At 71.2% G+C, this 24415-nt stretch carries 22 protein-coding genes and 6 pseudogenes; 12 read left to right on the forward strand and 16 right to left on the reverse strand.

Translation table 11 applies throughout. The annotated features are described in order from the left end of the window. The first annotated feature begins 16 nt into the window (after positions 1-16). The 3 genes from F4556_RS00315 to F4556_RS00325 all read left to right on the forward strand — a co-directional run bounded on the left by F4556_RS00315 (position 17) and on the right by F4556_RS00325 (position 5650). Positions 17-2284, forward strand: a complete 2268-nt coding sequence (locus F4556_RS00315; protein WP_184910549.1) for a right-handed parallel beta-helix repeat-containing protein — start codon at positions 17-19, stop codon at positions 2282-2284. Positions 2285-2512: 228 nt separating this feature from the next. Then, entirely contained in the window at positions 2513-4396 is a 1884-nt protein-coding gene (locus F4556_RS00320) for an FAD/NAD(P)-binding protein (protein WP_184910551.1), read from the forward strand. After that, positions 4397-5650 (forward strand): putative PEP-binding protein, encoded by a 1254-nt coding sequence (locus F4556_RS00325; RefSeq protein WP_184910553.1) that lies wholly within the window; start codon positions 4397-4399, stop codon positions 5648-5650. A 44-nt stretch (positions 5651-5694) separates the two neighbouring features. Here F4556_RS00325 and F4556_RS00330 read toward each other — a convergent pair whose 3' ends face one another. The 3 genes from F4556_RS00330 to F4556_RS00335 all read right to left on the reverse strand — a co-directional run bounded on the left by F4556_RS00330 (position 5695) and on the right by F4556_RS00335 (position 8274). Then, positions 5695-7077, reverse strand: coding sequence for an FAD-dependent oxidoreductase (locus F4556_RS00330; RefSeq protein WP_184910555.1), 1383 nt, complete (start codon positions 7075-7077; stop codon positions 5695-5697). 155 nt (positions 7078-7232) lie between these two features. Continuing rightward, on the reverse strand, positions 7233-7310 hold the full coding sequence (locus tag F4556_RS39885) for a 50S ribosomal protein bL37 (protein WP_465606175.1): 78 nt from the start codon (positions 7308-7310) through the stop codon (positions 7233-7235). 94 nt (positions 7311-7404) lie between these two features. Next, positions 7405-8274: a class I SAM-dependent methyltransferase gene (locus F4556_RS00335; protein ID WP_184910557.1), complete on the reverse strand. Its 870-nt coding sequence runs from the start codon at positions 8272-8274 to the stop codon at positions 7405-7407. Between the two features lie 47 nt (positions 8275-8321). On the opposite strand from F4556_RS00335, the gene F4556_RS00340 reads away from it, so the two are divergent. Beyond that, positions 8322-8891 carry a helix-turn-helix domain-containing protein gene (locus F4556_RS00340; RefSeq protein WP_184910559.1) on the forward strand — a complete coding sequence of 190 codons (570 nt, stop codon included), beginning with the start codon at positions 8322-8324 and terminating at the stop codon, positions 8889-8891. A 21-nt stretch (positions 8892-8912) separates the two neighbouring features. Here the strand turns inward: F4556_RS00340 and F4556_RS00345 are convergent, their stop codons facing one another. Further along, positions 8913-9146, reverse strand: coding sequence for a DUF6296 family protein (locus F4556_RS00345; protein WP_184910561.1), 234 nt, complete (start codon positions 9144-9146; stop codon positions 8913-8915). 30 nt (positions 9147-9176) lie between these two features. Beyond that, positions 9177-9530: a LapA family protein gene (locus F4556_RS00350; RefSeq protein ID WP_184910563.1), complete on the reverse strand. Its 354-nt coding sequence runs from the start codon at positions 9528-9530 to the stop codon at positions 9177-9179. A gap of 204 nt (positions 9531-9734) precedes the next feature. Here F4556_RS00350 and F4556_RS00355 point away from each other — a divergent pair, with 204 nt between their 5' ends. Beyond that, positions 9735-9986: a hypothetical protein gene (locus F4556_RS00355; RefSeq protein ID WP_184910565.1), complete on the forward strand. Its 252-nt coding sequence runs from the start codon at positions 9735-9737 to the stop codon at positions 9984-9986. Positions 9987-10530: 544 nt separating this feature from the next. Here F4556_RS00355 and F4556_RS00360 read toward each other — a convergent pair. The 8 genes from F4556_RS00360 to F4556_RS00395 all read right to left on the reverse strand — a co-directional run bounded on the left by F4556_RS00360 (position 10531) and on the right by F4556_RS00395 (position 16868). Beyond that, entirely contained in the window at positions 10531-10959 is a 429-nt protein-coding gene (locus F4556_RS00360) for a hypothetical protein (RefSeq protein WP_184910567.1), read from the reverse strand. Then, on the reverse strand, positions 10952-11692 hold the full coding sequence (locus F4556_RS39305) for a class I SAM-dependent methyltransferase (protein WP_221503494.1): 741 nt from the start codon (positions 11690-11692) through the stop codon (positions 10952-10954). Before F4556_RS39305 ends, F4556_RS00360 begins: the two co-directional genes overlap by 8 nt. 50 nt (positions 11693-11742) lie before the next feature. After that, positions 11743-12525 carry a DUF2071 domain-containing protein gene (locus F4556_RS00370; protein WP_221503495.1) on the reverse strand — a complete coding sequence of 261 codons (783 nt, stop codon included), beginning with the start codon at positions 12523-12525 and terminating at the stop codon, positions 11743-11745. Then, a complete protein-coding gene (locus tag F4556_RS00375; RefSeq protein ID WP_184910569.1) occupies positions 12522-13520 on the reverse strand; it encodes a DUF3419 family protein in 999 nt (332 codons plus the stop codon). The genes F4556_RS00370 and F4556_RS00375 overlap by 4 nt, the downstream gene beginning before the upstream one ends. Continuing rightward, the gene (locus tag F4556_RS00380) at positions 13517-13939 is read right to left on the reverse strand and encodes a DoxX-like family protein (RefSeq protein ID WP_221503496.1); all 423 of its coding nucleotides are present in this window, start codon (positions 13937-13939) and stop codon (positions 13517-13519) included. The genes F4556_RS00375 and F4556_RS00380 overlap by 4 nt, the downstream gene beginning before the upstream one ends. Positions 13940-14649: 710 nt before the next feature. Further along, positions 14650-15357 carry a helix-turn-helix domain-containing protein gene (locus tag F4556_RS00385; protein WP_184910571.1) on the reverse strand — a complete coding sequence of 236 codons (708 nt, stop codon included), beginning with the start codon at positions 15355-15357 and terminating at the stop codon, positions 14650-14652. A gap of 151 nt (positions 15358-15508) precedes the next feature. Beyond that, a complete protein-coding gene (locus F4556_RS00390; protein WP_184910573.1) occupies positions 15509-15913 on the reverse strand; it encodes a nuclear transport factor 2 family protein in 405 nt (134 codons plus the stop codon). A 34-nt stretch (positions 15914-15947) separates the two neighbouring features. Then, the gene (locus F4556_RS00395; protein ID WP_184910575.1) at positions 15948-16868 is read right to left on the reverse strand and encodes a zinc-binding dehydrogenase; all 921 of its coding nucleotides are present in this window, start codon (positions 16866-16868) and stop codon (positions 15948-15950) included. 123 nt (positions 16869-16991) lie between these two features. On the opposite strand from F4556_RS00395, the gene F4556_RS00400 reads away from it, so the two are divergent. After that, positions 16992-17987, forward strand: a complete 996-nt coding sequence (locus F4556_RS00400; protein ID WP_184910577.1) for a LysR family transcriptional regulator — start codon at positions 16992-16994, stop codon at positions 17985-17987. Positions 17988-18158: 171 nt separating this feature from the next. Here the strand turns inward: F4556_RS00400 and F4556_RS39670 are convergent. Further along, a pseudogene (locus F4556_RS39670) lies at positions 18159-18269 on the reverse strand (transposase); the annotation flags it as partial. 280 nt (positions 18270-18549) lie between these two features. On the opposite strand from F4556_RS39670, the pseudogene F4556_RS00405 reads away from it, so the two are divergent. Further along, positions 18550-19675 (forward strand): annotated as a pseudogene (locus F4556_RS00405) (IS110 family RNA-guided transposase). A 23-nt stretch (positions 19676-19698) separates the two neighbouring features. On the opposite strand, the pseudogene F4556_RS00410 reads toward F4556_RS00405, so the two are convergent. Further along, a pseudogene (locus F4556_RS00410) lies at positions 19699-20031 on the reverse strand (transposase); the annotation flags it as partial. A 151-nt stretch (positions 20032-20182) separates the two neighbouring features. Here F4556_RS00410 and F4556_RS00415 point away from each other — a divergent pair. Both F4556_RS00415 and F4556_RS00420 read left to right on the forward strand, forming a co-directional pair. Further along, a pseudogene (locus F4556_RS00415) lies at positions 20183-21186 on the forward strand (IS5 family transposase). A gap of 65 nt (positions 21187-21251) precedes the next feature. Then, positions 21252-21476: pseudogene (locus tag F4556_RS00420) on the forward strand (helix-turn-helix domain-containing protein); the annotation flags it as partial. A gap of 139 nt (positions 21477-21615) precedes the next feature. On the opposite strand, the gene F4556_RS00425 reads toward F4556_RS00420, so the two are convergent. Further along, positions 21616-22047, reverse strand: coding sequence for a VOC family protein (locus tag F4556_RS00425; protein ID WP_184910581.1), 432 nt, complete (start codon positions 22045-22047; stop codon positions 21616-21618). A gap of 386 nt (positions 22048-22433) precedes the next feature. Here F4556_RS00425 and F4556_RS00430 point away from each other — a divergent pair. The 3 genes and pseudogenes from F4556_RS00430 to F4556_RS00440 all read left to right on the forward strand — a co-directional run. Continuing rightward, positions 22434-22742 (forward strand): annotated as a pseudogene (locus F4556_RS00430) (mycothiol transferase); the annotation flags it as partial. Positions 22743-22854: 112 nt separating this feature from the next. Beyond that, positions 22855-24075 (forward strand): IS256 family transposase, encoded by a 1221-nt coding sequence (locus tag F4556_RS00435; RefSeq protein ID WP_184910583.1) that lies wholly within the window; start codon positions 22855-22857, stop codon positions 24073-24075. Further along, positions 23979-24401 carry a mycothiol transferase gene (locus F4556_RS00440; RefSeq protein ID WP_376775635.1) on the forward strand — a complete coding sequence of 141 codons (423 nt, stop codon included), beginning with the start codon at positions 23979-23981 and terminating at the stop codon, positions 24399-24401. The genes F4556_RS00435 and F4556_RS00440 overlap by 97 nt, the downstream gene beginning before the upstream one ends. The last annotated feature ends 14 nt before the right edge of the window (positions 24402-24415 follow it).

Raw genomic sequence — 24415 nt, forward strand, 5'->3', positions numbered from 1 at the left:
CGCGCTCAGCGCCGCCGTGCTGCTGAGCGCACTCGCCCTGCCCGCCGTCGGAGCGGCGAGCGCGTCCGGTACTCCGGCCGATCTCTTCGTCGACAACCGCCCCGGCATGTACTGCTCGGACACTGGCACCGGCGAGCAGTCCAAGCCCTACTGCACGATCACCAAAGCGGCCGCGGCCGTTCAGCCCGGCCAGCGGGTGATCATCGGGCCGGGGCGCTACCCCGAGGCCGTGAACATCACCCGGTCCGGCCGGGCCGACGCCCCGATCAGCTTTCTCGGCCAGGGCGTGTCGGTCACGGACAACGACAAGACCGTCATCGGCGGCACCGGCACCAAGACCACGGAGCGGGCGCTCTCGGTCACCGGCGCGCAGCACGTCCTGATCAAGGGCATCGACTTCTTCGCGAGCCAGGAGGGCGTGCACGTCGAGAACTCCTCCGACATCACCGTCCTGCGGGGCACGGTCACCGGCGCGCAGAGCGCGGCGGTCCGGGTCACCGGCAGCTCGGCGCGGGTCACCCTCGGGAAGCTCGACCTCACCTCCACCATCGGCTCCGGCATCGCGGTCGACGGCGGGGCCTCGGCCACCGTGGTGTCCACGAACCGGATCAAGGCCGGTACGGGGGCGGCCGTCTCGGTCACCGACGCACCCGGCACGGTCGTGGTGGCCAACTCGGTCCAGGCGCTCTGCACGGCCGGCATCGAACTGGCCGGGGCCTCTCCCGGCGCGGTGGTCGAGAACAACGTGATCTCACCGGTCGAGGCGTACGGGACGCTGCCCGGCAGCTGCGCCGAGGAGCGGCCCGCCGCCGTCCGGGTGTCGGCCCCTTCCGTCACCGGCAGCAAGGTCGACTACAACGTCCTCGACACCGCCAACGGCCTTGCGGCGTACGCCTGGTCGGGCACCAAGTACAGCGACCGGGCCGCCTTCACCGCCGCCACCGGCCAGGGCGTGCACGACGCTTTCGCCAACCCGCACATCCCGCAGCGGGGCGACCGGCACGCCGCCGCGCTGCCGACGGTCGACTCGGCCGACGAGAACGCCCCGGGCCTGCTCGCCCCGGAGCCGTACGAGCCGGGCTTCGAGGACGATCCGCTGACGCCCAACTCCGGTACCGGGACCGGGATTCGCGACCGGGGTGCGCAGGAGTACCGCAACGTCGGCACCGCCTTCACCCCGCTCGGGCCGACCCGGGTGCTGGACACTCGCCTGGGCATCGGCGCACCCGCGAACGAACAGGTCAACAGCTACCTGGAGTTGCAGGTGACCGGACGGGCCGGCGTGCCGGCCACCGGGGTGACCGCGGTGGTCCTGAACGTCACGGTCCCGCAGACCTGGGACTCGGGCTACCTGTCGGTGTATCCGCTCTACGGCTGGTCCGGCACCTCGAACCTCAACTGGCTGGCAGGTGAGACCGTCTCGAACCAGGTCACCGTACCGGTCGCCGCCAACGGCACGGTCGGCTTCGTGCCGCACACCCCCTACGGCGTCCACCTGATCGCCGACCTGGCGGGCTACTACGGCGTCTCGGGCAGCGGGTTCACCCCGACCGCTCCGGCCAGGGCGCTCGACACCCGGACCGGTACGGGCGCGACCCAGGCGCCGGTCGGCCCCGGCGGCACCGTCGACCTCCAGGTGGCGGGCGTCAACGGCCTCCCGGCCGCCGGCATCACGGCGGTGACCATGAACGTCACGGTGACCGACGGCACCGGCACCGGCTTCCTGACGGTCTATCCGCACGGCCGGCCGCGGCCCGGGACCTCGGTCCTCAACTGGACCGCGGGCCGGACCCTCGCCACCCTGGTGACCGTCCCGGTGGTGGACGGCAAGGTGTCGTTCTACGCCGGGAGCAGCGGTACGGTCCAGTTCGTCGCGGACGTGGCCGGCTACCACAGCGACCAGGGCCATCAGGTCTACCACTCGATGACGCCGGTGCGACTGCTGGACACCCGCGCGGACACCCCCACCCTCTGCCAGGCCCCGCCCCGGCCCGCCGCCGCCGTACCGGCCGCCGGCACCCTGGACCTCCCGGTCTGCGCGGCGGCCGAAGCCACCTCGGTGACCCTCAACACCACCGTGACCGAGACCGGCGCCGCGGGCTACCTGACCGTCCACCCGCACGGCGCGGCCCGCCCGTTGGCCTCCAACCTGAACTGGACGGCGGGCCAGACCGTCCCGAACCAGATGGTGGTCCAGGTCCTCGACGGGAAGCTCTCCTTCTACAACGGCAGCGCGCAGAGCACCCAGCTCATCGTCGACCTGGTCGGCTACCACTCGTTCTGACCGCGACGCCGACGGCCCGCCCCTCACCGAGGGGCGGGCCGTCGGCGTCCCCGGACACACAACTCGTCACCAACAAGCTCGACCTGACGCACCATCACCCTGCACAACACGCCCTGCCGACGGCACCCTTTCCCCTAGCCTGGTGCCCGGACCATCCCCTTCCCTTCGGGGTCGCACTCCCCCAACAGCAGAGCCCGGGTTCCCATCCCTCACACGGGAGGCTTCACCATGAGTCGAACAGGCATGTGCCCAAGGGTGCTCATCGTCGGGGCGGGCCTGGCCGGCACCGCCACGGCGATCCGGCTGCTCCGCTTCGCCCGCAGGCCGCTCGAAGTGGTCCTGCTGGAGCGGCGTTCCGACTACCGGTCTGCCGGTGTCGCCTATCACCGGGACGGCAATCCCTGGGATCACGTGTTCAACATCCAGGCGGGTCGGATGTCGGCGTTCCGGGAGGACGTCCACGACTTCGTCCGCTGGGCCAACCACGAGGCCGACCGGCGGGACTGGCCGGCGCCCTGGGCCGAGCTGGAGTTCGTCGAGCAGGGGCCCGCGCCCCGGCGGATCTTCCAGGACTACCTGGTCGACCGGCTGGCCGAGGCCAGGCGGGAGGCCTTACCCGGCGTCGTGCTGATCGAGGCGGACGGCGAGGCGGTCGACCTGGAAGTACGCAACACCGGGGTCGAGGTGACGGTGCGCCAGCTCGCCGCGAGCGGCCTCTCCGCCGGGGAGGGACCGGAGCCGACGGTGCTGTTCGCCGACCACGTCGTGCTCGCGACCGGCCTGGAGCAGCGGGATCCGCCCTTCGCCGCCGGGGTGCGCGCCCACGCCTCCTTCGTCCGGAACCCGTACTCCGCGGCGGGTGTCCGCAAGCTGGTGGCGCTGCCGCCCGAGGCGACGGTCGCCATCGTCGGGTCCGTCCTGAGCGCGTACGACTCCGCGGGCCTGCTGCTCCGACGCGGCCACACCGGGCGGATCCACCTGATCTCCAAAACCGGGACGATGTTCCGGACGTACCCGGGCGGCCATGAGCACGGAGTGTTCCAACTGCCCTGCCCGAGCTCGCTGCTGGAGCCGTACCGTGATCGCGAGGAGTTCCTCGGCCGGGTCAGGGCCGAGTGGGAGTCCGCGTGCTCGGCGGTCCTCCGGGACCATCCCGACGTCGACCCGGTGGTGGTGGCGGAGCGGGTGGCCAAGGCCTGGGAGCCGCATCTCCCAGAGGCCCTCGACCGCATTCCCTCGGCGGAACTGCGGTGCCTGCTGGACGAGTTCGGTACCGCGATCGCCGCGTTCCGGGTCGGCGCGGTGGAGTACACGATGTCGGTCATCGAGCGTGCGATGGACCAGGCGGACGGGCCGGTGCAGCTGGTCGTCGGCAAGGTGGAGGGGATCGCGCCGGCGGAGTCGGGTCGGCTGGTGGTCTCGGTCACAGCCCCGGAGGAGAAGCACTCCATCGAGGCCGACCTGGTGGTCTCCAACTTCGGCCGGGAGTCGGATTACAGCCGGGTCGGCCAGTCGCTCTGGCGGAACCTCCTCCGGAAGGGGATCGCGGTCCCCCATGCGCGCACCGGGCGCGGCCTGGAGGTCGACGGCCAGGGCGCGTTGTTGACCTCCGAAGGGGAGCCGGCCGGTCCGATCTCCGCGGTCGGGGTGCTGCGGGAGGGCGACGAGATCGTCCGGAACGGCCGGACCGGCGCTTTCACCTTCAATCTCGCCGCCATCAAGAACCACTCGATCGCGGTAGCCGCCCGCGCGATCGAGCAGCTGGAACTCCGGGAAGACGATTTGGCCCGAAACATGGCTCAATTCCATGGCCATGTCAGCAAGTTCGAGGAAGCGACCCCGGACGGCTTCGAGGAGGCTGTTCTCCTGGAGGCGAAGAGGCTGGCCACCCGGTCTCGAAGTGAGCGGGAACTGATCGATGCTCAATTGGACACCCGACTCCGATCCGTGGGCGAACTTCTGACCCTCCAACCGGATGATTCCCAGTACGACCGTCTGATCAGGGCGGTCGTCAACCGCGCCGCTGTCGAACGGCTCACCGACATCTCCGTGACGCCACGTCAGCTGCGCCGACAACTGGGGCTGGCGAACGCCGAGGAGCTGGAGGACTAGGTGAGCGGGCGACGGATTCAGGGATTCCTGTTGAGCGGTGGCACGCAGAGCGTTCTGCGCGGCACCTGCAATCGCACGAGAACTCCACGCGAGGGATCCATCCTCGTCGCCCCTTCCCTGGAAGCCGCTCTGTACGAGGCGATCGTGGCGGCGAGCGCGGTCGTCTGCGGCTCCGGCGGGCTGACCGGCCACATGCAGTCGCTCTGCCGGGGCAGAGGAATCCCCGTGCTCCGGGTCGACCAGGCCGATCTCGCCGACCTGGTCGGCGAGGTGACGCTGCATCTGGAGAGCCAGTCGATCGTCATCGGGTCCGAGCCGGACGCCGGGGCCTCGGGACGGTCGGCCGGGAGCCCCACGGTGGAGGATCTCGGCTCGGCCTGCGCGGTGATCGCCGATCTGCAGGACATCCAGACCGTCAACTCCTGCGGGCCGAACGCGAAGCGGGTCGAGTCCTTCTTCATCCGGGAGGAGTTCCTCTGCCTCGCGGCCGGCCTGCGCCCGCTGGACGCGCTGGACGGCGGCCCGGCCGCCATCGCCGCCTACGGACGGGCCGTCGCGGACCGGCTGTGCACCTTCGCCGAGGCGCTGCTGCCCGACCAACGACTGGTGCTGCGGCTGCTCGACCTCCGCTCCGACCACGCCGCCGGCGTCACCCGACTGGCCCCGGTCGCGGTCGAACCCAACCCCGAGCTCGGCCTGCACGGCGCCCGCTGGCTGCTGGGTTCGGCCGAGTACCGGGACGCGCTGCACCTGATGCTCGCCTCACTGCGCGAGCGGCTCGGCGACGACGCGAGCCGCGTCCACCTCTCGGTGCCGTTCCTCAACGACGCCGAGGAGTTCGCCCAGCTCAGGGCCCACCTGGAACTGCCGCCCGAGGTGGCGCTCTCCGCGTTCATCGAGACCCCGGCCGCGGTGCACGCCACCCCGGCGATCTGCGCCGCGGGCGCCGGTGAGCTGTTCGTCGGTGTGAAGGACCTGGTGCAGTTCTACCTCGCCGCCGACCGCAGCAACCACCTGGTGGCCGAGTCCTACCAGACCCGCCACCCGGCCGTCCTGGACGGCGTACGCCAGGTCGTCGAATCCGCCCGCGCCGCCGGCACCCCCGTACGGGTCTTCGCGCTGGGCTCCGACCTCGCCCACTACCTGGAACACCTGCCGACCCCGGACGGCTTCATGATGTGCACCGCCGAACTCCGACAGGTGCTCCTCCAGTCCGCCCCCGACCACTCCGACCGGACGGACCGCGCCGCCTGACCGAGCGTCAGCCGGGCCCCTGCGCTGGAGGGGCCCGGAGCGGCTCAGCCCCCGGCCGGAAGCGAGGCCGACGAGGCGGTCGCCGACCGCGGCCCGGCTCCGGCCGGGCGGCCCCGCAGGACCTTGGCCAGCACCTTCGGCGCGAACAGCTGCTGCGGCGGCGACTTGAGGTTGGCCACCGCCAGGAACGCCCGGGCCACCTCCGCGTCCCCCGCCGACGCCCGGTGCAGGCGGGCCACGTACCGGTTGAGCAGCTTGACCCGCAGCGTCCGTTGGCCTTCGACGAACGGGAACCGCAGGTCACCGCCGACGGACATGTCCCACGGCACGCCGACCGCCCGCGCCGCCCGGCGGAAGTACTCCCGGACCTCCGCCGCCCCGCTCCCCCGGGCCAGGCACTCCCGCAGCGCGACCGCCTGCAGCGCGGCGGCCGTCATCCCCTGGCCGTACGAGGGGTTGAACTGGCAGAACGCGTCGCCGAAGACGAGGTAGCCCGCCGGCATCCGGTCGATCCGCTCGTAGTGCCGGCGGACCGACACCGGGATCCGCATCGCCCGAGGCTCCGTCAGCGGCTCCAGCCGCTCCAGCAGGCGGTGCAGGTCGGGCACCGGCAGCCGCTCGGCGAACCGGTGGAAGCCCTCCGGATCCACCGCCGGGTCGTCACCGTTCATCCCGAACAGCGTCACCAGCCAGCGGTCGCCCTCCGCGCTCAGCGCGACCCCACCGCGCGGCGCCGACGCCGAGGCGCCCACCACGTACGCGTCGGCCGACGCCTCCCCCGGTCGCCGCCGGTACTCGCGCGTCACGTACACCACCTTGGAGTCGACCCGCTCCTCCTCCGGCGGCTCGTAGCCAAGACCGCGCAGCCAGGCCACACCCCGGTTGCTGCGCCCGGTGGAGTCCACGAACAGATCGGCGGGCACCGTCTGCGGCTCGGCGTTGACCCGCAGCAGCCGGACGCCGGTGATCCGGGTACCGGCCGCGTCCGCCACCGGCTCCAGCACCTCGCACCGGTCCTGGATCTCCACCCCGGGCAGCGCGGCCACCCGGGACCGTACGTAGGTCTCCAGCGCGGGCCGACTGACCATCAGACAGGGCAGCGCCGAATCCCCCACGCTCAGCTCGTGCCCGTCGTTGAACCACCGCACGTCCGCCTGCGCGTCCCGCACCAGCGCGCCCTGCGCGACCAGGTCCGCCCCCAGCCCCGGGAACAGTTCCTCCATCACCTCGAACCCGCGCGACAGCACCCCGTGCGCGTGGTGGCTCTGCGGCACCCCCCGCCGCGGCACACCCGCCTGCGGCAGCGTGTCCCGGTCCACCAGGGTGACCAGCTCGTACGTCTCCGACAGCACCCGGGCCGCCAGCAACCCCCCGATACCCGCCCCGGCCACGACCGCGTGGCTGCCTGGTCCGCTGCTCTCCGGCATGCTGTCCTCCTCGTCCCCGGTGTTACGGGGACCAGCATGGCCGTCGCGGGTTGTCGGACGATTGCCATCCGATTGTCGCGCCCTGATGGCGCAGCAGTCGGCCCCCGGTCGCGGGCACTACCCGCGGCGGGGGCCGACTGCTACTCAGCACTTACTCAGCACTGGGGACGACGACCGTGGTTCGCCCCGCGCTTGGCACGAGCCTTCTTCTTCCGACGCCGCTTCGACGACATGACCACTCCTCTCGGGACAGCTGACCCCACGTTCGCACACGCCGCTTCCCCCTGCCTCCCGGCCACGCGGACGTCGGGCCACCGTGACGTACCGTCACCCGGCCGGGTGCACCGGACGCCGGGCCACCCAGACGCTCCGTTCGGCCCGGACGACGAGGTCGGTGCGGCGCAGCAGGCCCTCGGGTCCGTCGCTGTCGATCAGGACGTCGAGCGCGGCCCGGTCGTCCGCACCCAGCCGGTCGCCGACCGCGCCCCGCATCCGGTCCAGGACGGCCTGGGCGTAGCGTCCGGTGGGCTCGGGCAGCGGGTGACGCAGCTCGATGCCGAACACCCGCTCGGCCTCGATGGTGAACCCGGCTCCCGTCAGGCGAGGTCCCCAGTCGGAGCCCAGGTGCGGGACCTGCTCCGCGTGGCGCTGCGACAGCTCGGCCCGGAGGCGTTCCTCCAGGCCAGGTACTGGATCATCGGGTAGGAACCGCGGGAAGCCGTCGAGCTCGACCACGGCCAGCAGACCGCCGGGCCGCAGCGCGGCGTACGCCTCCCGCAGCGCCCGGCCGGGGTCGGCCAGGTGGTGCAGCGACGCCGCCGCCCACACCAGATCCGCCGGGTCGAGGTCGGGCCAGCCGGCGTCCAGGTCCGCCTCGGCGGTACGGACCCGCTGGGCGAGGCCGCGCTCGTGCGCCTGGCCGAGCAGGCGGCGCAGCAGGTACGGGGACTGGTCGACGGCGACCACCTCGGCGTCCGCGAACCGGGACAGCAGGGCGAAGGTGCCGGTCCCCGTCCCGCTGCCGAGGTCGAGGATCCGCCGGACGGGTGCGTCGCCGGTGAGGTCCTTCAGCCAAGCGGTCAGCTCCGCGAGGTGGGCGTGCAGGACTTCGGCGTCGAGGTCGAGTACGGCGGCCAGGCCGGCCTCGTCGGGCTCGGGCGGACCGGCATGGTGCTGGTGGGAGTGGTGGTGGGCCATGTCGCCGACCCTACGAGAGCTTGCCCGGATCGCATAGCATCTTGCGTATGACGCAAGAAGACGGTGCTCTCGACGCCTTGGTACGCAAACGGATCAGGGGACTGCGGGTCGCGATGGGCCTGTCACTGGACCAGCTGGCCGAGCGCTGCTTCCTCAGCCCCTCCACGCTCAGCCGCATCGAGACCGGCCACCGCCGGATCAGCCTGGACCAACTGGCCTCGATCGCCCGGGCGTTGGGCACCACCCTCGACCAGCTGGTGGAGGCCCCGGACGACCGCGACGTGGTGATCCAACCGCACCACGACGCGACCCGGGGGCTCACCCAGTGGCGGTTCAGCCGCGATCCCGGTGTCACCGTGGCCAGGATGCGGATCACCCGCCCCGCGCCGACCACGGCCGGCGCGCTGAAGGCCCACCCGGGCCAGGAGTGGTTCACCGTGCTGTCCGGCACCGTCGTACTGCTGCTCGGCGACCGGCGGATCGTGGTCGAGGCCGGACAGGCGGCCGAGTTCTCCACCATGGTTCCCCATGCCATCGGCGCCGAGGGCGGCCCGGCCGACATCCTCGGCATCTTCGACCACGACGGACAGCGCACCCACCTCCGGTCGGCCGACTGAACCTCGGCCCCGGCTCACCGGTCAGGGCAGCGGCTTCGCCATCACCGGGGTGCGCGGCACCTGTTGGCCGCCGCTGGCGATCATCCGTACCTCGCCACGATCGCTGATCTCGGCACGGACGATCCCCGACGCGTCCGCGTACACCGGGTGCCCGCCGGGCCCCGTCTGGCCGGTGGGCTCGACGACCACGACGTCCTGGTCACCGGGCGATCCCGGATCGCCGGGGAAGACCAGGGCGAATCTCTCGGTGGCCATGGCACTCTCCTCTGCTCCTCGGCCGCTCGTTCACTCCGGGTCGCGCCCCGGCTCCCTGGGGGCCAGGGTGTCGTCGACCGACGGTGGGGCCGGGGCCGGGGCGGCCGCGCTCTTCCGCGCCACTCGCCGCAACTGCAGGATCCGGGCGGTGCCGGGGATCGCCACCAGCAGGATCCCGCAGACGGCGGCCAGCAGCAGGGCGACCCCGAGCGGCAGGTGGCTGTGCACACCGAAGAACGCCACGTCCACCTGCTGGGTGTTCTCCAGAATGAAGATCAGCAGCACCAGCAGAACCAACGCGAACAGCGCCACCCCGACCCAGGTCGCGCTCGTTCGGGTGCGCTTCGGCGTAGAGCGTTCCGAACCCGCAGACCGGAAACCCATCAGCAGACCTCTCTTCTCCCACACGGCGACCGGCAAGATCCCTTCCAGCATGCGTCCGCCCCGAACCCCCCGCCCGACGACCGCCGAGGACACCGACGAAGTCCACCGGTCGGCCCGGCGAACTCGACTGTGGGCCTGCACCCTCGCTGCCCGTGGCACCGGAGTCGCTCGCAGCTCTTGTCGCGCCCCTCGGCTAGCCTCTCGGTGATCGGCGACCCGATGCGTCTCGGCGGGGCCCTGCTCTGGGGGAACACGATCGAAGGCGACCAGCTCTTCCTCGTCCCGCACGAGAACGGATCCTGGACCGTCTCCGCATTCCGCCGGGGTTGGGCGGACTGGTACGACTCCGACCTCTGCTTCAGTGACTGGTTCCACCTCGCGCTGACCGGCGGGACAGCCACCGACTGGCTGGCTGAATGGGAGCCGCTTCCGCACCCGATCGAGGTCGCGGACTAGGGCGCGTATCGAGTCCTGATCAATCCTTGGGGTTTGCCCTCGCTCCGAGGCCTGATCCGGTAGACCATGTCGCGTGACGCGCGTGTAACTGACTGATGCGGAGTGGGAGGCAGTTCCAGCAGCCCGGTGTCGTTGTTCGGCACCCGGCGGACAGCAGCACCGTACCGTCGGTGTCGATCGCCGTGCAGTGGTGCTCGACCTTGCCCGCATCCGTCCTCGCCCACAGCTTGGGCGCCGAACCCTCCTCGTCGTGCTTCTGTGCAGTCCCAGCAGACGGCCTCGCTGTCACGTCCGTACGAGCGATTCGGTTCGCGCATCCCAATCAGCAGCGAGTCGTCGCGGGGCCCCGACGGCCAATCCTTGTGAGCCACATCAGCGGCAACGGAACACAAGCCACACCGGGACCCCTGGGCGTCCCGTGGTGCGGCTCTGCCGCTCCGTCGACGGCGTCGTGTCGGTGACCGACCGCACGGAGGCCGCCGTACCCGCGTCCTGAACGACCCGCGCACCGCCCCCGTGCCACCCGGTGCCGTGGCCGGGAGTCTCATCCGGCGAGCACCGACACCAGTGCCGTCGCGAACACCGCCGTGACCCACGTCCACAGCACCGACAGCCCGATGTGCGCGGCGGTGCGCAGCCGGTCGCCCCGCCACAGCTTCGGCGAGAACACCGCGAACTCGAACAGCCACCGGATACCCCAGAACAGCGTCTGCCCGGCGAGCAGCGCCGTGCCGAGCCGCCCGCCGGCCAGCAGCTCGGGCGCAAGGAACAGCGGCAACAGGCCGAGCAGTACGCAGGTCAGCCCTATGAAGAACAGGTGCGCACCGGCGACCTGGCGGGTCAGCAGGCTGGTGCCGGCCAGGTCCGTCGGCCAGCCGATCAGCCGCGGCAGCACCAGGTGCCCCGCACCCATGGCGACCAGGGCGAGACCGGCCAGCCGCAACTGGCCTTCCAAGCCGAGAAGTTCACCCACCGTCCGCCACCTCCCCGCGGGCGAGGGCGAACGCCGTCACCAGGCCGCCGATCCGCAACTCGCCGACGGTCCGCAGACCGGCACCGGCCGCCAGCCGCAGCCACTCCCGCCGCGGGAGGAAGTGCCAGGCACCGGGGCCGTACACCGCCGTGTTTGCCACGTCCCGCAGGTGCTCCACCAGGACCAGCCGGCCACCCGGCCGCAGCACCCGGACGCACTCCGCGAAGAGCGCCTCCCGGTCGGCGGCCCGCCGCAGCTCGTGCGCGGCGAACACCGCGAAGACCGTGTCCGCGGACCCGGACGCCACCGGCAGCCGGTCCGGCAGCCCCGCCACCGTGCCCGCGACCGGCGGCACCCGCCGCCGCGCCCGCCGGATCGAACCCTCGGTCATCAGCACCGGGTCGTACAGGTCCACCACGCGCTGGGCCGCGTCCAGCCGGCGGGCCGCCAGCGGACGGCTCGCCTCGTCCAGCCCGGCGGAGACCACGACGTGGGCGCCGGGGCCGCCGGGCAGCAGGTCGTCCAGCCAGTCGAAGGAGTGCAGGCCGGAGCGGTCGTAGACCCACCAGCTCGCGGCGGTGCTGCTCACCAGCAGGGCTACGGCGGCCGAAGCACCCGCCCGTGCCGCGACCGCGGCCGGGCCCGGAAGGCACCGGGCGACCACCCACCCCGTCCCGGCGGCCAGGCAACCCGCCGCGTACAGCGGCCAGTTGTAGCGGAAGACATCCCGCACACCCGAAGGCCGCGGCGGACGCTGCACCGTGCCCGGCGCTTCGGCCCGCCTCACAGCTGCGCCCCGTTCGCTCCGCGCCGCTGCCCGGACTCCCAGCCGTACTCGAGGCCGGAGACGTGGAAGGCGTTGGCGAGCACCGGCTCGGCGCCGGCGAACGGGCCGTGCTCGAAGAAGGTCGGCCGCTGCACCAGCTCCACCGCGACGGGGGTGGGCTCCCACCGGGTCCGGACGGCCTTGACGACGATCATCGACCGGGTCTGCGGCTCGTACTCGAAGGTGTAGGGCAGCGGGCCGGCGAACCTCCGGGCGTCCCGCGCCGTGGCGAACGGGCTGCCCGCGGGGAGCGCGGCCGGCGTCCCGGCCAGGTCCGCGCGGACGTGCAGGTCGGCGCGGCCGTCCCGGCTGACGACCTTGAACTCGAGGGTGTCACCGACCACCCGGCTGCCGATCCGGGCGAGCCGGTAGTGGTAGCGGGAGAACACATTACCGCCGAGCGCCATCACCCGGCTGTCGGTGTCGCTGCGCAGGATCTTCAGCCCGCGCATGGTCCGCCCGCCCGGGGTGGGGAAGCTGGTGAAGATCCGGTACCCGGTGAGCATGCGGTCGATGCCGCGCCCGGCCGGCAGGAGGGCCGGCCGCAGGTCCCGGGTGTCCACCAGGGCGGCCGCCACGAAGGCGTGCTCGGTGCCCGCCGGGTCGGTGTACGTGTCGAGGGCCAGTCCCGGCGGCAGCAGCGGCCGGAGCAGGTCCGGCGGCAGCGCGTAGGTCAGCACCAGGGAGTGGGCGAAGCGGGTCCGCATGGGGAAGGGGTGGCGCTGCAGCAGGTGCCTCATCGGGTGCTCCCGCCGGCCGTCCCGATGCGGACCACCCGCACGCTGCCCCAGATCATCGAGCGGTCTTCGGCGGCCTGCCCCGGCCCGGCCGGACCGGGCTCGCGGAGGCTGCGCAGCACCGCGGTGCCGCCGGGCCGCACCGCATGCTCCACCGCGGCGCGCAGCCGGCGGGCGAAGGCCGGCCCGGGCCCGTCCAGGACGTTGGAGAGCGTCACCGCGTCGTACGAGTCCGCCGCGGAGCGCTCCAGATGTTCCACGACCTCACCGAACACCAGCCGGACGGCGTTGCCGCCGGTGTCCAGCACCGTGGCGGCGCCGGGGCGCTCGCGGCCGAGCAGCAGCCGCCAGGCCCAATCGTTCGCGGCGTTGGGGTGGCGGGACACCGTCCGCGCGATCCGGTGCAGCAGCACGGTGTCGAAGCTGCGCGGGACGACGCAGCGGAAGCCCGGGCGCAGCGCGGCGGCGAGGGCCCCGGCGGGGCGCAGCCCGGCGCCGGCGAGCAGACGCAGCCCGGGCCCGTTGAGCACGGAGTCCCAGTGGCGGCGCTGCTCGGCGGGGTCGTCCAGGCGCAGGAAGCGTTCCAGAGCGTCCGGCCGCCAGGCGGGCAGCAGAGTGCCCGCGGTGCGGCGGCCTGCCGCCGTGAGGCGCTCGGCCGTCCCGGTCAGGGCGGGTGCGCCGCCCTCCAGCCGGGCACGGGCGTAGGCGAGCTGGGCGGGGTTGAGGTCGAGTGCGGTGACCTCGTGGCCGGCTGCGGCGAGGGCGGCGGCGGTGTCGCCGGCGGAGGCGATGCACAGCACCCGGGCCCCGGACGGGAAGGCGGCGAGCTCCACGGCCGGGTCCTCGTACATCCGCCCGAACAGGAGGCGGGGCTGCCCGGTCGGCCCGGCGAGCAGGCTGCCTGCGCTCCAGGGGGTGCCGGTACGGGGGGTGCCGGTGCGGATCGCGGCGTCCCCTGGGTTGGTGGCGCGCGTGTCGACGGTGCGCAGGAGCCTCATGCGGTCGCCACCGCCTCGCGGGCAGCGGCCGGCGCCGGGCGGGCTTCGGCGCTCCGGCCGGCGAACAGCCAGATCAGGGCAAGGAAGGCGACGTCCTGCACGACCAGTCGCCCGGGCTCGGGGATGTGCTCGGCACCGAACAGCAGCCCGCCCGTGTTGAAGCCCGCGACCAGGGCGGTCTGCACCGCGGCCGCAGCGTACGGGCGGCGCCGGGTGAGCACCCAGACGCCGAGCGCGACCTCGGCGAGGCCGATGGCGACCAGCAGCGGGGTGACCGCGCCGGCGGGCAGCAGCGGAACGCCCTCGACGATGGCGCGCTGATCCGCCCTGCCCGGGAAGACCTTGCACCAGAAGCCCTCGTACCACCACATCAGCGCGACCGCGGCGGCCGCGAGACGCCTGTTCCACGTGTCGGACACGTGTCCCCCTCTCGTCCGGCGCCGGGCGTGCGGGAGCACGGCGGCGCCCGGCCCGGAGTGCTCCTGGGCCTTGTGGCAGCATCATGACGGATAATTTGAACGCGTTCAACCGAGCTTGTGGGGCCTGTGGCGGTCGGGTGCGGGGCAGCCCAAGAGCGCCCCGCACCCGAGGTGTGCCATCCGCCCGGCCAGAGCCCTTCCGTGCGATTCCTGACTGACCTCAAGCCCCGTTCGAATCGGACCCGCACTGGGAGGAGGCGCGCACCGGGCGGACCTGCGGGGAGTTGTGGGAGAAGCTCGGCGACGAGCAGCGCGGTGTATGGCTGATGCCCATGGAGCAGCGTGTATGGGTCGACCCCGCGCTGAAGCGGACGACACCGATCGGCGAGGGCAGAGTTCCCGGCCTTCGGCGGCCGCGGACTGGCGGCCAAGGCCGTTGGTGAAGTCCTCCGCTGGGCCCGCTCAGTGGCCCCGGCGCAACCGTTGCTCGCGGTGACGCACTCGGCCAACGTCCGTTTCCCGGCGCCTCCTGGATCGGCTGGGTCTGGTCACCGACCGCCCCGCGTTGGGATGGAAGACCGCCGGCCAAGCCGCTGGGGCATTCATAGGCTCCTGTGATGATCGACAACAGTTCATCAGGTGGGCGATTCCGTGCTCGACGGGCATGCGACGCGAGGACTGCTCGAAGCGGGCCTGCTCGTGATGAGCCATCAGCCACCGGACCTGCTCGATGTACTTGCCACGGCGTTTACGGGGCGGGGTGACGACCTGGCCGCAGGTCTGAGCTCCCAGGCCCTGACAGCCGGCGTCCGCGAGGATCTCCAGGTGAATCGTGTCGGCGAGCAGGTCGACCAGGCCGGCGTCGCGCGCCTGCGTGATGTCCGCGACGGACCCGGCCCGCACTTCAGCACCCGGCCGCGTTCATCGGTGACGACCAGGGCCTTCATGGCGTTCAGCCAGCTCTTGCCGGAGACGAACCGGCTGCGGCCGCCGCAGTGGGCGGCCAGGCGGCGCACGCGGATCTCGGTCGCGTCGATGATGCCGGTCTGCCCCGTGGTCCCCAGGTGGGCGATCACATCGGCGAGAGTGCGAAGACGCAGGCCCGGCGCGATACGGCAACCCCGATCGGCGAGCAGAGGCCGGATCTCCCCGACCGCGCGAGTACTGGTGGAGCGGTTCACGCCGAACCAGCAGGCCGGCACATCGTGCGTGACACCGTGCCGCAGTTGGACCAGGGTAGCCAGCAGCCTGCCGACGAACACCAGCCTGTACTTCGCACCCGCCCCCACCGCGCGCCGACGCGGACGGTCAAGCAGCTCGGCGTCCCGCCGTGCCTGCCACACCGGCCCCAACTCGGCCACCAGCTCAGCGATCACCACCGGCGACAAGCCCGTGATCCGACGCTCCGAAACGATCATCTGCCGCGCTGCAGTCCCCACCACGACAAGCCCAACGAGCCAACCGCCCACGAGCCACCGCTAACCATGCGCGAGGTCGCAAGCTAAGAGGCCCCGCCAGTACGCGACCGGGCAACCCTCCAGCAGGCGCCCCGGCCTGCCCCTGCGGTCGTTACTCCGTCGCGAAGAGCGACCGCTCGACGTACTGCGTGTCGGTGTACTCGCGAACCGAGATGATCAGGCCGTCCCGCACTGTGAAGATGCCCAGGCAGACGTTGTCGTACGTGCGGCCGTTGGCCCCCGTGCCCTTGGCCGTCCACTCGGCGACCACCTGATCTCCTTCCGCGATCACGCTGGTCAGGGCGACCACCGGGGCGCCGTCCGGAGCGAAGAGGCTGCCCACCCCGCCGAGGAAGTCGTCGACGATGGCGTCCCGGCCCTGCCAGGTGCGGCTGATCGGGAGGTCGCCCGGGTACTCCCAGGTGGCGTCGGGGGCGAAGGCGGCCACCACGGCGTCCAGGTCACCCTCGGCGACGGCGGTGACGTAGCGGACCACGGCGGTACGGGAGTCGGTCATCTGATGCTCCTTCGGATCGGAATTCGGTGTGGGTTCAGGAGAGGGTCAGAACGGCGTTGCCGCGGACCTTGCGGTCGCGCAGATCGGCCAGGATGTCGGCGGTACGGCTCCAGTCCTCGACCACGCCGATCTCGGGGTGCAGCCGCTGCTCGGTCACCAGCCGGACCAGGGTCTCCAGGTCGGCCGCGTCCGGGGCGTCGTGGTCGGCGTAGCTGAAGTGCCGGACGGTCGCCGAGACCGGGCCCGCGAAGAAGTCGAAGAAGTTCAGCAGCGCGGGCTCGCGGCTGGCCTGGCCGAACCAGATCAGTTCGCCACGCGGCGCGAGCCGGGAGAGGGCTGCGGGCAGGCCCGCCCCACCGGTCGACTCCAGCACCAGGTCGAAGGGGCCCTCCGCCGCGGCGACCTCCCGGATCACGGCAGCCGCACCGAGCTGGGCCAGCCGGGCACCGCGCTCCGCCGAGCCACTGACGGCCGTCACCGACGCGCCCGCCGCGGCGGCGAGTTCGACGAAGTAGTGCCCGACACCGCCGGAAGCCCCCGTGAGCAGCACGCGCCGGCCGGCGACACAGCCTGCGGCCCGGAGCAGCCGGAGCGCCGTCAACCCGGCCAGCGGCAGCGCCGCCGCCCGGACGGCGGAGACCTCGCCCGGCAGCCGCGCCAGCGAACCGCTCGACACCGCCACATACTCCGCCCAGCCGGCCGACGCCGGGTGTGCCACCACCCGCTCGCCGACAGCAGGACCGGAGCCGTTCGCCGCGGCCTGGACCACCAGCCCCGCCACATCCTTCCCGGGCCGCCAACCAGCCTCCGGCTGCTCCAGCTGGAAGGTCTCGCCCCGGTTCACCGAGTACGCGTCCACCTTCACCAGCACCTCACCGGGCCCCGGTTGCGGCTCCGGCACCTCGGTCCGGAGTACCGGCTCGTCGGGCTGGCCGGTGGCCACGAATGCCTTCATCGTTCCTCGTCTCACGCTGTGCTTCGGCCGGTGCCGCCCGGCTGGTGTTCAGCTAACCGGGCAGGCCGGAGGCCGGTCCAACAACCGGACGAGGGCTTTGACAACCGATGGTTGTCGGCCAGGATGACTGTCGTGACTGCCGATCTGGATCTCGATCTCGCCCAGGTGCGCGCCTTCGTGGCGACCGCCGGGACGCTGCACTTCCGGAGGGCGGCCGAGCAGCTGACGCTCACTCAGCAAGCACTCTCCAAACGGATCTCCCGGCTGGAGGAGGCACTCGGCACCCGGCTGTTCGAGCGCGGCGGCAGAACCGTAGAACTCACCGAGGCCGGCGCCCGGTTCCTGGCTCCGGCCCGCGCGCTGCTGACCGCCGGGGACGCCGCAGTGGCGGCCCTGCGGGAGTCTCCACGGCCCGTACGACTCGACGTCTGGGGGCACCTGTTCGCCCCGCTGCGCACCGTCCGGGAGGTCCTCGACCTGCCGCCGCCGCTGCACGTGGAGGTCGGCCCGGGCCGGGATCTGCCCGGGGTGGCCGGCGCGCTGCTTCGTGGGGAGAGCGACGCTGGGTTCGGGCGTTTCCACCGCTCCCCGGACGCTCTCTCCTCGCACGGTCAGGACGAGCCGCTCGCCCACCGGCTGGTCCGCCTGGAGCCGGTGGACGCGGTACTCGCCGCCGACCACCCGCTCGCCCGGGCCGACGCTCTGCGACCGGCCGAACTGGCGGGCCTGCGGCTGCTCCTCCCCGCCACGGCCGAACGGCTCGACTTCCTCCAGCGGTTCGCCGAGCACTTCGGCGTCCCGATGCTGCCCGGCGAGGCCAACTTGGGCCCCGAGCACTTCCTGGGGCGGGTCCGGACCACGCCGAACGCCTTCACCCTGCTGCCCGCCGAACTGCCGCTCCCTGCAGGCTCCCGCCTGGCTGCCGTGCCCCTGGTCGAGCCCACCCCGCTCTACGCCTGGTCACTGGTGTGGTGCCGGAACCGGCAGGAACCGGGGGTCACCGAACTCCTGCGCCGCTTCGCCGAGGTGGGCGGCCGCCGCCGCTGGCTGGAGTACCGCCCGGAACGTGACTGGCTCCCCGCAGCGGACCAGGTCGCCAGTAGGTGGGCAGCGGGGTAACCACAGAGGCGCGGGGAACTGCACGAAACCGGAAGTGACGGCGCCGCACCTTCCGCCTCGCGCAGTTCCTCGCGCCCCCGATGCGGCTGATGCCCCGGCAGTCCAGGGCCTGCGATGCGGTGTCGGCGGGCGTCGACGGGGCCTACCCGGTCGGCCGGCAACGGGTGGCACGCCGTCGACCAGGGCAAGGGTCTGGGTGATGTCGTTGACGTTGGCGGCGGTGGTGATCACCTTGAGCGGGTTGCCATTGCCATCGCAGATCAAGTGGTGCTTGCTGCCCGACTTGCGGCGGTCGACCGGGGACGGGCCGACCCCAGCGCCCCCCGTTACCTTTTTCGCGGCTCCGCAATGGAGCTCCCGGCCTCCGGACCCGGCATGGCTTGCGCCCCCGGTCGATCATGATCGAAAAGGTGGTGTCACCGGGCACCGGAGGCATTGGCAGACCGCTGACTAGGGGCACGAGCGCCGATCCCGTCCCGGGTGACGCAGGCTCTTCGTAACGTGGATACCGGCACGCTGATGCCGCAGGTGAGGCCGGGAGGGCACGACATGGAGAGTGCGCGTGATCGACACGGATGACGTCGACGTCTACCTGGGCCTGGACGTCGGCAAGGGCGAGCACCACGCCACCGCCCTGACCCCGGCGGGCAAGCGTGTCTTCGACAAGCGGCTGCCCAACACCGAACCGAAGCTGCGCGAGGTGTTCACCAAGCTCCGGGCCAGGTATGGCACCGTGCTGGTGGTGGTCGACCAGCCCGCCTCGATCGGAGCCCTGCCGCTGGCGGTGGCCCGCGACACCGGCTGCCGCGTCGCCTACCTGCCCGGCCTGACGATGCGACCGATCGCCGACCTCCACCCCGGCGAGGCCAAGACCGACGCCCGAGACGCGGCGATCATTGCAGACGCCGCCCGCACGATGCCACACACCCTGCGAGACCTGGCTCCGTCCGACGAGACCGTGCCGAGCTGGAGATGATCGTCGGGTTCGATGACGACCTGGCCTCCGAGTCCACCAGGATCAAGAACCGCCTTCGTGGCCTGCTCACCCAGATTCACCCCTCGCTGGAGCGGGTCCTGAGCCCCAGACTCGACCATCTCGCCGTCCTGACACTGCTCGAACGGCACGGCTCGCCAGCCCAGTTGAGGAAGGCAGGCCGTCGGCGACTTGTGACCCTGGTGCGACCCAAGGCCCCTCGACTGGCCGAGCGCCTGGTCGAGGAGATCTTCGACGCTCTCGACGAGCAGAACGTCGTCGTGCCCGGCACCGACGCCGCCGCGCTAATCGTTCCCAGCCTCGCCGGCTCGCTCGCCTCCGTGCTCGACCAGCGCAAGCTCCTCGCTTCCCGCATCGAGGAACTGCTGGAGGACCACCCTCTTTCCCAGGTCCTGACCTCCATGCCCGGCATCGGGGTCAGGACCGGAGCCCGCATCCTCATTGACGTCGGCGACGCCAGCAGCTTGAACATCCAGCCCGCCGGGGCAACAAACAGCTCAACCGGGCCTTCTACCTGGCCGCGTTCGCGTCACTGTCCCAGCCCGAGTCACGCGCCTACTACGACAAGAAGCGACGGCAGGGCAAGCACCACGTCGCCGCCCTCGTCTGCCTGGCCAGACGCCGCATCAACGTGCTCTTCGCCACGCTCAGAGACGGCACCTTCTACGAACCTCCGGCCGCCACCGCAGCTTGACGAAAACCATAGGGGCACCTTTTCGCGCGAATGTGGGAGCCATCCACGCAGGCCCGTGTCCAGTCGATCCGCCCAGCAGCGTTCAGCTCCGCGAGGAGTATCCGGCGCACCCGGTCGAACACGCCGGCCTCGGTCCACCGCTTCAGCCGCCGCCAGCAGGTCTGCCCGGAGCCGAACCCGAGCCTCAACGGCAGTTGCTGCCAAGGGATTCCGGTGTACAGCACGAACAGGATTCCCTGCAGAGCGGCCCGGTCACCCACCGGACGCGGGTCCGGCGACCGCTCCGGCCACGCGGGCAGCAGCGGCTCGATCACCGCCCACAAGTCATCGTCTACGAGCCACGGTTCAACAGCCACACCATCACGAACGGCCGAATCATCACACCGGTCACGGCTGACCAGCCATCACATACAAGATCGCGTTACGAGCTCTGGGGCGCGTATCGAGTCCTGAGCAATCTTTGGGATTTGCCCTCGCTTCGAGGCCTGATCCGGTAGATCGCCTTGCGTGACGCGAGTGCAACTGACGGACGTGGAGTGGGAGTTCATCGGGCCCTACCTGCCGATCGGCGAGTACGGCCCGTACCCCGAGCGGCTGCGGCAGCAGTTCGAGGGCGTGATCTGGCGGTTCAAGACGGGTGGGCAGTGGCGGGAGATGCCGCGGGAGTTCGGCGCCTGGTCGACCGTCTCCAACCGCTTCCGGCAGTGGCGGGACGCCGGCGTCTTCGAGGCCCTGCTGGAGGGACTGATCGCGGAAGCCGCGAGGCGGGGCGAGGTGGACCTGTCGTTGGTGAGCATCGATTCCACCACGGCGCGCGCTCACCACGACGCTGCCGGGATGCACCTGGGCGAGGACGTGCTCACCGCCCTGGAGAAGGCCGCTGCTGAGGAGGGGAAGGCCAGGTCAAAGGGGGCGGCCTCGAGGAACAAAACGGACGGGACGCCGAAGCGGATCCCGACCGGGAAGCGCGACGACGCGTCCGGCGCCGCCGAAAGCTCCGACTGAAGGCCGCCCTACTTGGACGCTCCAGGGGCGGGCAGACCAGCGAGGTCCACCTCGCCGCCGACCGCAAGTGCCGGCCGCTGGCCTCTATCCTGACCGTCGGACAGGCCGCGGATAGCCCGGAGTTCATCCCCGTGCTGAGGAAGATCCGGGTCCGTGGTCCGGTCGGCCGCCCCCGCACCCGGCCCGGCGCCGTTACCGGAGACAGGGCCTACTCGTCTCGCGGCAACCGCGCTCACCTGCGGAAACGTGGTATCAAGGCGGTCATTCCAGAGAAAGCGGACCAGGCCGCCAACCGGAATAAGAAGGGCTCTGGCGGCGGCCGGCCCGTCAGCCATGACGCCGACCTGTACAAGGAGCGCAACACCGTCGAGCGGCTGATCAACAAGCTGAAGGCCTGGCGGAGCATCGCCACCCGGTATGACAAGACCCCGGAGAGCTACCTCGCCGGCCTCCACTTGCGGGCCTCGATGATCTGGATCAAGGACCTCACCCGAAGCGCTCATTGATCAGGACTCGATACGCGCCCTAGGGGCCGTCCCGTAAGTGATCTTGCCGTGGGATGATCACGGCCGTGGCTGGTGTGATCACGGCGTCTGAGCCGTCCTTGATAGCCCCGTTCGCCGGTCTGGGCCCGCGCGCCTTCGGCAAGTCGATGAGGCAGTTGCGCCGCGAGGGCGGAGACGCGCCGGGCCGTGGCCGACCGTGGAAGCTGTCCCTGGAAGACCGGGTGCTACTGGTGGCCGCTTACTGGCACACCAACTTGACTCTGCGCCAACTCGCGCCGCTCTTCGGAGTGAGAGGCGACGGTGTACGCCACGCGATGCACGGCGTCGCCCGCCTACACAACCTCGCTCTCACGGGATGACTCCCGCCGCATGCGGGACCTGAAAGGTTCCCGGGAGAGGGCTCCCCACCTCGCAGTCTCGGAGGAGAAATCAGGCGAGGCAGAACTCGTTGCCCTCGATGTCCTGCATCGTGATGCACGACTCGTTGACGCCATCGGCGCGCTGCGTCAGCACGTGCTTCGCGCCGAGCACCATCAGCCGCGCGCATTCGGCCTCGAGTGTGGCCAGGCGCTCGTCACCCACGAGCCCGACGCCGGCCCGCACATCGAGATGCACCCGGTTCTTGACGACCTTGCCTTCGGGAACTCGCTGGAAGAGCAGGCGCGGAGCCACACCTGCGGGATCAGTGCACGCGAAGTAGATCGCATCCTCGGGTGGCAGCGAGCGGTAGCACTCCTCCCACGTGGCGAAGCCCTCCGGGACCGCCGGCATGACGTACCCCAGCACCTCGCACCAGAAGGCGGCGAGGCGCACAGGCTCCGCGCAGTCGAAGGCCACCTGGAACTGCTTGATCGTTGACATTGGCGCACAATAGCAGGGGCTCTGCTCATCTCCGCAGGTCAGGGGGTCCGCAGGTGGTCAGGAGGAGGGCGGCTACCCGCTGTCGTGTCGTGCGGTCGCAGGGGTGAACCGAGGTCACCGTCTCCCCAAAGGGAACCCGGCCAGCCACTCCCGTGCTGTCGAAGACCAGTTACGGGACAACCTTTAAGTACTCCGGCAGGAGTTCGACGCTTTGCCAGTTCAGAGGTGCGCGCGGTGAATTTGGAGGTTGTCTCACGTGGCAAGTTTCGCGAGCTTCTTGTAACAGGTCAGGGCGGCGCCCATGGCCAGGCCTTGGCTCTGCCGGTCGTTGCGGACCACGTACGGGATCTTGAGACCACGAGCAGCCTATGGCAGGCTCATGCCGCATGATCGATGAATTCGCGAAAGACAACCTGCACGGGAGACTGCGGCGGGACCGCAAGGCACTGCTCTGGAAACTCGACGGCTTGTCCGAATACGACGCCCGCCGACCTTTGACGGCGACCGGTACCAACCTCCTCGGCCTGGTCAAACACGTGGCCAGCGTCGAGGCCAGGTACTTCGGCGAGGTCTTCGGCCGCCCTTCCCCGGAACCACTGCCCCGGTGGCAGGACTCCGACGGCAGCGATCTGTGGGCGACCGAGGACGAGACCCGCGATCAGATCATCGGGTTCTACCGGCGCACATGGGAACACGATGGCGTCCCGTGGAGTGGTGTAGCAGGGATCTTGGAGTGACCCCTGGTCATGGGGCAGCCATCGCGCAACTCTCTGTGTAGAACGGCGAGTTCACCCAGGGAGGTACGCGATGGCCTTATCCCAGTCTGACCTACTCCGCCTCATGGAGTCACTGCGTTCGGCCGACGGAATCGAGTTGATCAGGACCCTCGCCCAGCGGATCCTGCAGGAGCTGATCGAGGCCGAGGCCACCGCCCGGATCGGCGCCGAGCCCGGCGAGCGAACCGAGGCCCGTACGACCTGGCGCAACGGCCACCGGGACAAGACCCTGACCACGCAGGCCGGCGATCTGGAGCTGGCCATCCCCAAGGTCCGCACGGGCAGTTTCTTCCCCAGCCTGCTGGAGCGCCGGCGCCGCATCGACCAGGCCCTTTACGCGGTCATCATGGAGGCCTACGTCCTGGGCGTGTCCACCCGCTCGGTCGACGACCTGGTCAAAGCCCTCGGAGCGGACACCGGCATCTCCAAGAGCGAGGTCTCCCGGATCTGCGCTGACCTGGACGAACAGCTCACCGCCTTCCGCACCCGGCCGCTCGGCCACACCCGTTTCCCCTACATCTACCTGGACGCGACCTACTGCAAGGCGCGGGTGAACCACCAGATCGTCTCCCGGGCCGTGGTCGTCGCCACCGGCATCACCGAGGACGGCGGCCGCGAGGTGCTCGGGGTGATGGTCGGCGACAGCGAGACCGAGGTGTTCTGGGCCGAGTTCCTGCGTCACTTGCGCGAACGCGGCCTGACCGGGGTCCGCCTCGTCATCGGCGACCACCACAGCGGCCTGGTCAAGGCGATCCGCAAGGTCATGCTCGGAGCCGCCTACCAGAGATGTCGCGTCCACTTCCTGCGCAACACCTTCGCGATCATCCCCAAGGACGCGGCCGAGATGGTCGCCGCGACCATCCGCACGATCTTCGCCCAACCCACCCAAGCCGCGGTCCGAGCTCAGCTGGACACCGTCGCCGACATGCTCGGCAAGCAGTTCCCCAAGGTCAAAGCGATGCTGCTGGAGGCCAAGGACGACCTCACCGCCTTCGCCGGCTTCCCGGAGCGACATTGGAAGAAGATCCAGTCCACCAACCCGCTGGAGCGGATCAACCGCGAAATCAAACGCCGCACCGACGTCGTCCAGGTCTTCCCGAACGACGACGCGCTCCTGCGGCTGGTCACCGCCGTGCTGTTCGAGATGCACGACGAATGGATCGCCTTCCCCCGCCGCTACCTACCCGAGGGCAGCATGGACCAGATCTACCCCGCCGAACACGCCCGCGACGAACTACCGCCCACCGCATGACCGTTGGCGCACGACCACTACACCACTCCACGGGACACGACCGGGAACACTCGGACGCGACGATCAACGAGCTTCCCCTCGACGCCCCCGGCCACGTGCCGTGGTGGCCGGAGCCCTGTCCCAACACGAATCTGTTCGCCGTCATGGTCCATGTCCTCGGCGAGTCCAACCGGCACGCCGGGCACGCCGATATCCTGCGCGAGAGCCTCGACGGCCGGACCGGGTTGCGCCCCGAACACGAGAAGCAGATCGACGAGGAAGCCCGTGCAGCCTACTGCGCGAGGATCGAGCAGGCCGCCAGGTCGGCGGCACCAATCAAGGCTTAAAAGGCCCTCTGGCG

The sequence above is a fragment of the Kitasatospora gansuensis genome (assembly GCF_014203705.1).
Classification (GTDB): Bacteria; Actinomycetota; Actinomycetes; order Streptomycetales; family Streptomycetaceae; genus Kitasatospora; species Kitasatospora gansuensis.

Bases quoted from the DNA above. Each gene is read 5' to 3' on its own strand.
- F4556_RS00375 (WP_184910569.1), bottom strand. From the start codon at position 13,520: ATGAGGCTCCTGCGCACCGTCGACACGCGCGCCACCAACCCAGGGGAC.
- F4556_RS00395 (WP_184910575.1), bottom strand. From the start codon at position 16,868: ATGAAGGCATTCGTGGCCACCGGCCAGCCCGACGAGCCGGTACTCCGG.
- F4556_RS00400 (WP_184910577.1), top strand. From the start codon at position 16,992: ATGACTGTCGTGACTGCCGATCTGGATCTCGATCTCGCCCAGGTGCGC.
- F4556_RS39885 (WP_465606175.1), bottom strand. From the start codon at position 7,310: ATGTCGTCGAAGCGGCGTCGGAAGAAGAAGGCTCGTGCCAAGCGCGGG.
- F4556_RS00385 (WP_184910571.1), bottom strand. From the start codon at position 15,357: ATGATCGTTTCGGAGCGTCGGATCACGGGCTTGTCGCCGGTGGTGATC.
- F4556_RS00345 (WP_184910561.1), bottom strand. From the start codon at position 9,146: ATGGCCACCGAGAGATTCGCCCTGGTCTTCCCCGGCGATCCGGGATCG.
- F4556_RS00440 (WP_376775635.1), top strand. From the start codon at position 23,979: ATGGATCGCCTTCCCCCGCCGCTACCTACCCGAGGGCAGCATGGACCA.
- F4556_RS00425 (WP_184910581.1), bottom strand. From the start codon at position 22,047: ATGTCAACGATCAAGCAGTTCCAGGTGGCCTTCGACTGCGCGGAGCCT.
- F4556_RS00390 (WP_184910573.1), bottom strand. From the start codon at position 15,913: ATGACCGACTCCCGTACCGCCGTGGTCCGCTACGTCACCGCCGTCGCC.
- F4556_RS00330 (WP_184910555.1), bottom strand. From the start codon at position 7,077: ATGCCGGAGAGCAGCGGACCAGGCAGCCACGCGGTCGTGGCCGGGGCG.
- F4556_RS00335 (WP_184910557.1), bottom strand. From the start codon at position 8,274: ATGGCCCACCACCACTCCCACCAGCACCATGCCGGTCCGCCCGAGCCC.
- F4556_RS00320 (WP_184910551.1), top strand. From the start codon at position 2,513: ATGAGTCGAACAGGCATGTGCCCAAGGGTGCTCATCGTCGGGGCGGGC.
- F4556_RS00350 (WP_184910563.1), bottom strand. From the start codon at position 9,530: ATGGGTTTCCGGTCTGCGGGTTCGGAACGCTCTACGCCGAAGCGCACC.
- F4556_RS00340 (WP_184910559.1), top strand. From the start codon at position 8,322: ATGACGCAAGAAGACGGTGCTCTCGACGCCTTGGTACGCAAACGGATC.
- F4556_RS00435 (WP_184910583.1), top strand. From the start codon at position 22,855: ATGGCCTTATCCCAGTCTGACCTACTCCGCCTCATGGAGTCACTGCGT.
- F4556_RS00370 (WP_221503495.1), bottom strand. From the start codon at position 12,525: ATGAGGCACCTGCTGCAGCGCCACCCCTTCCCCATGCGGACCCGCTTC.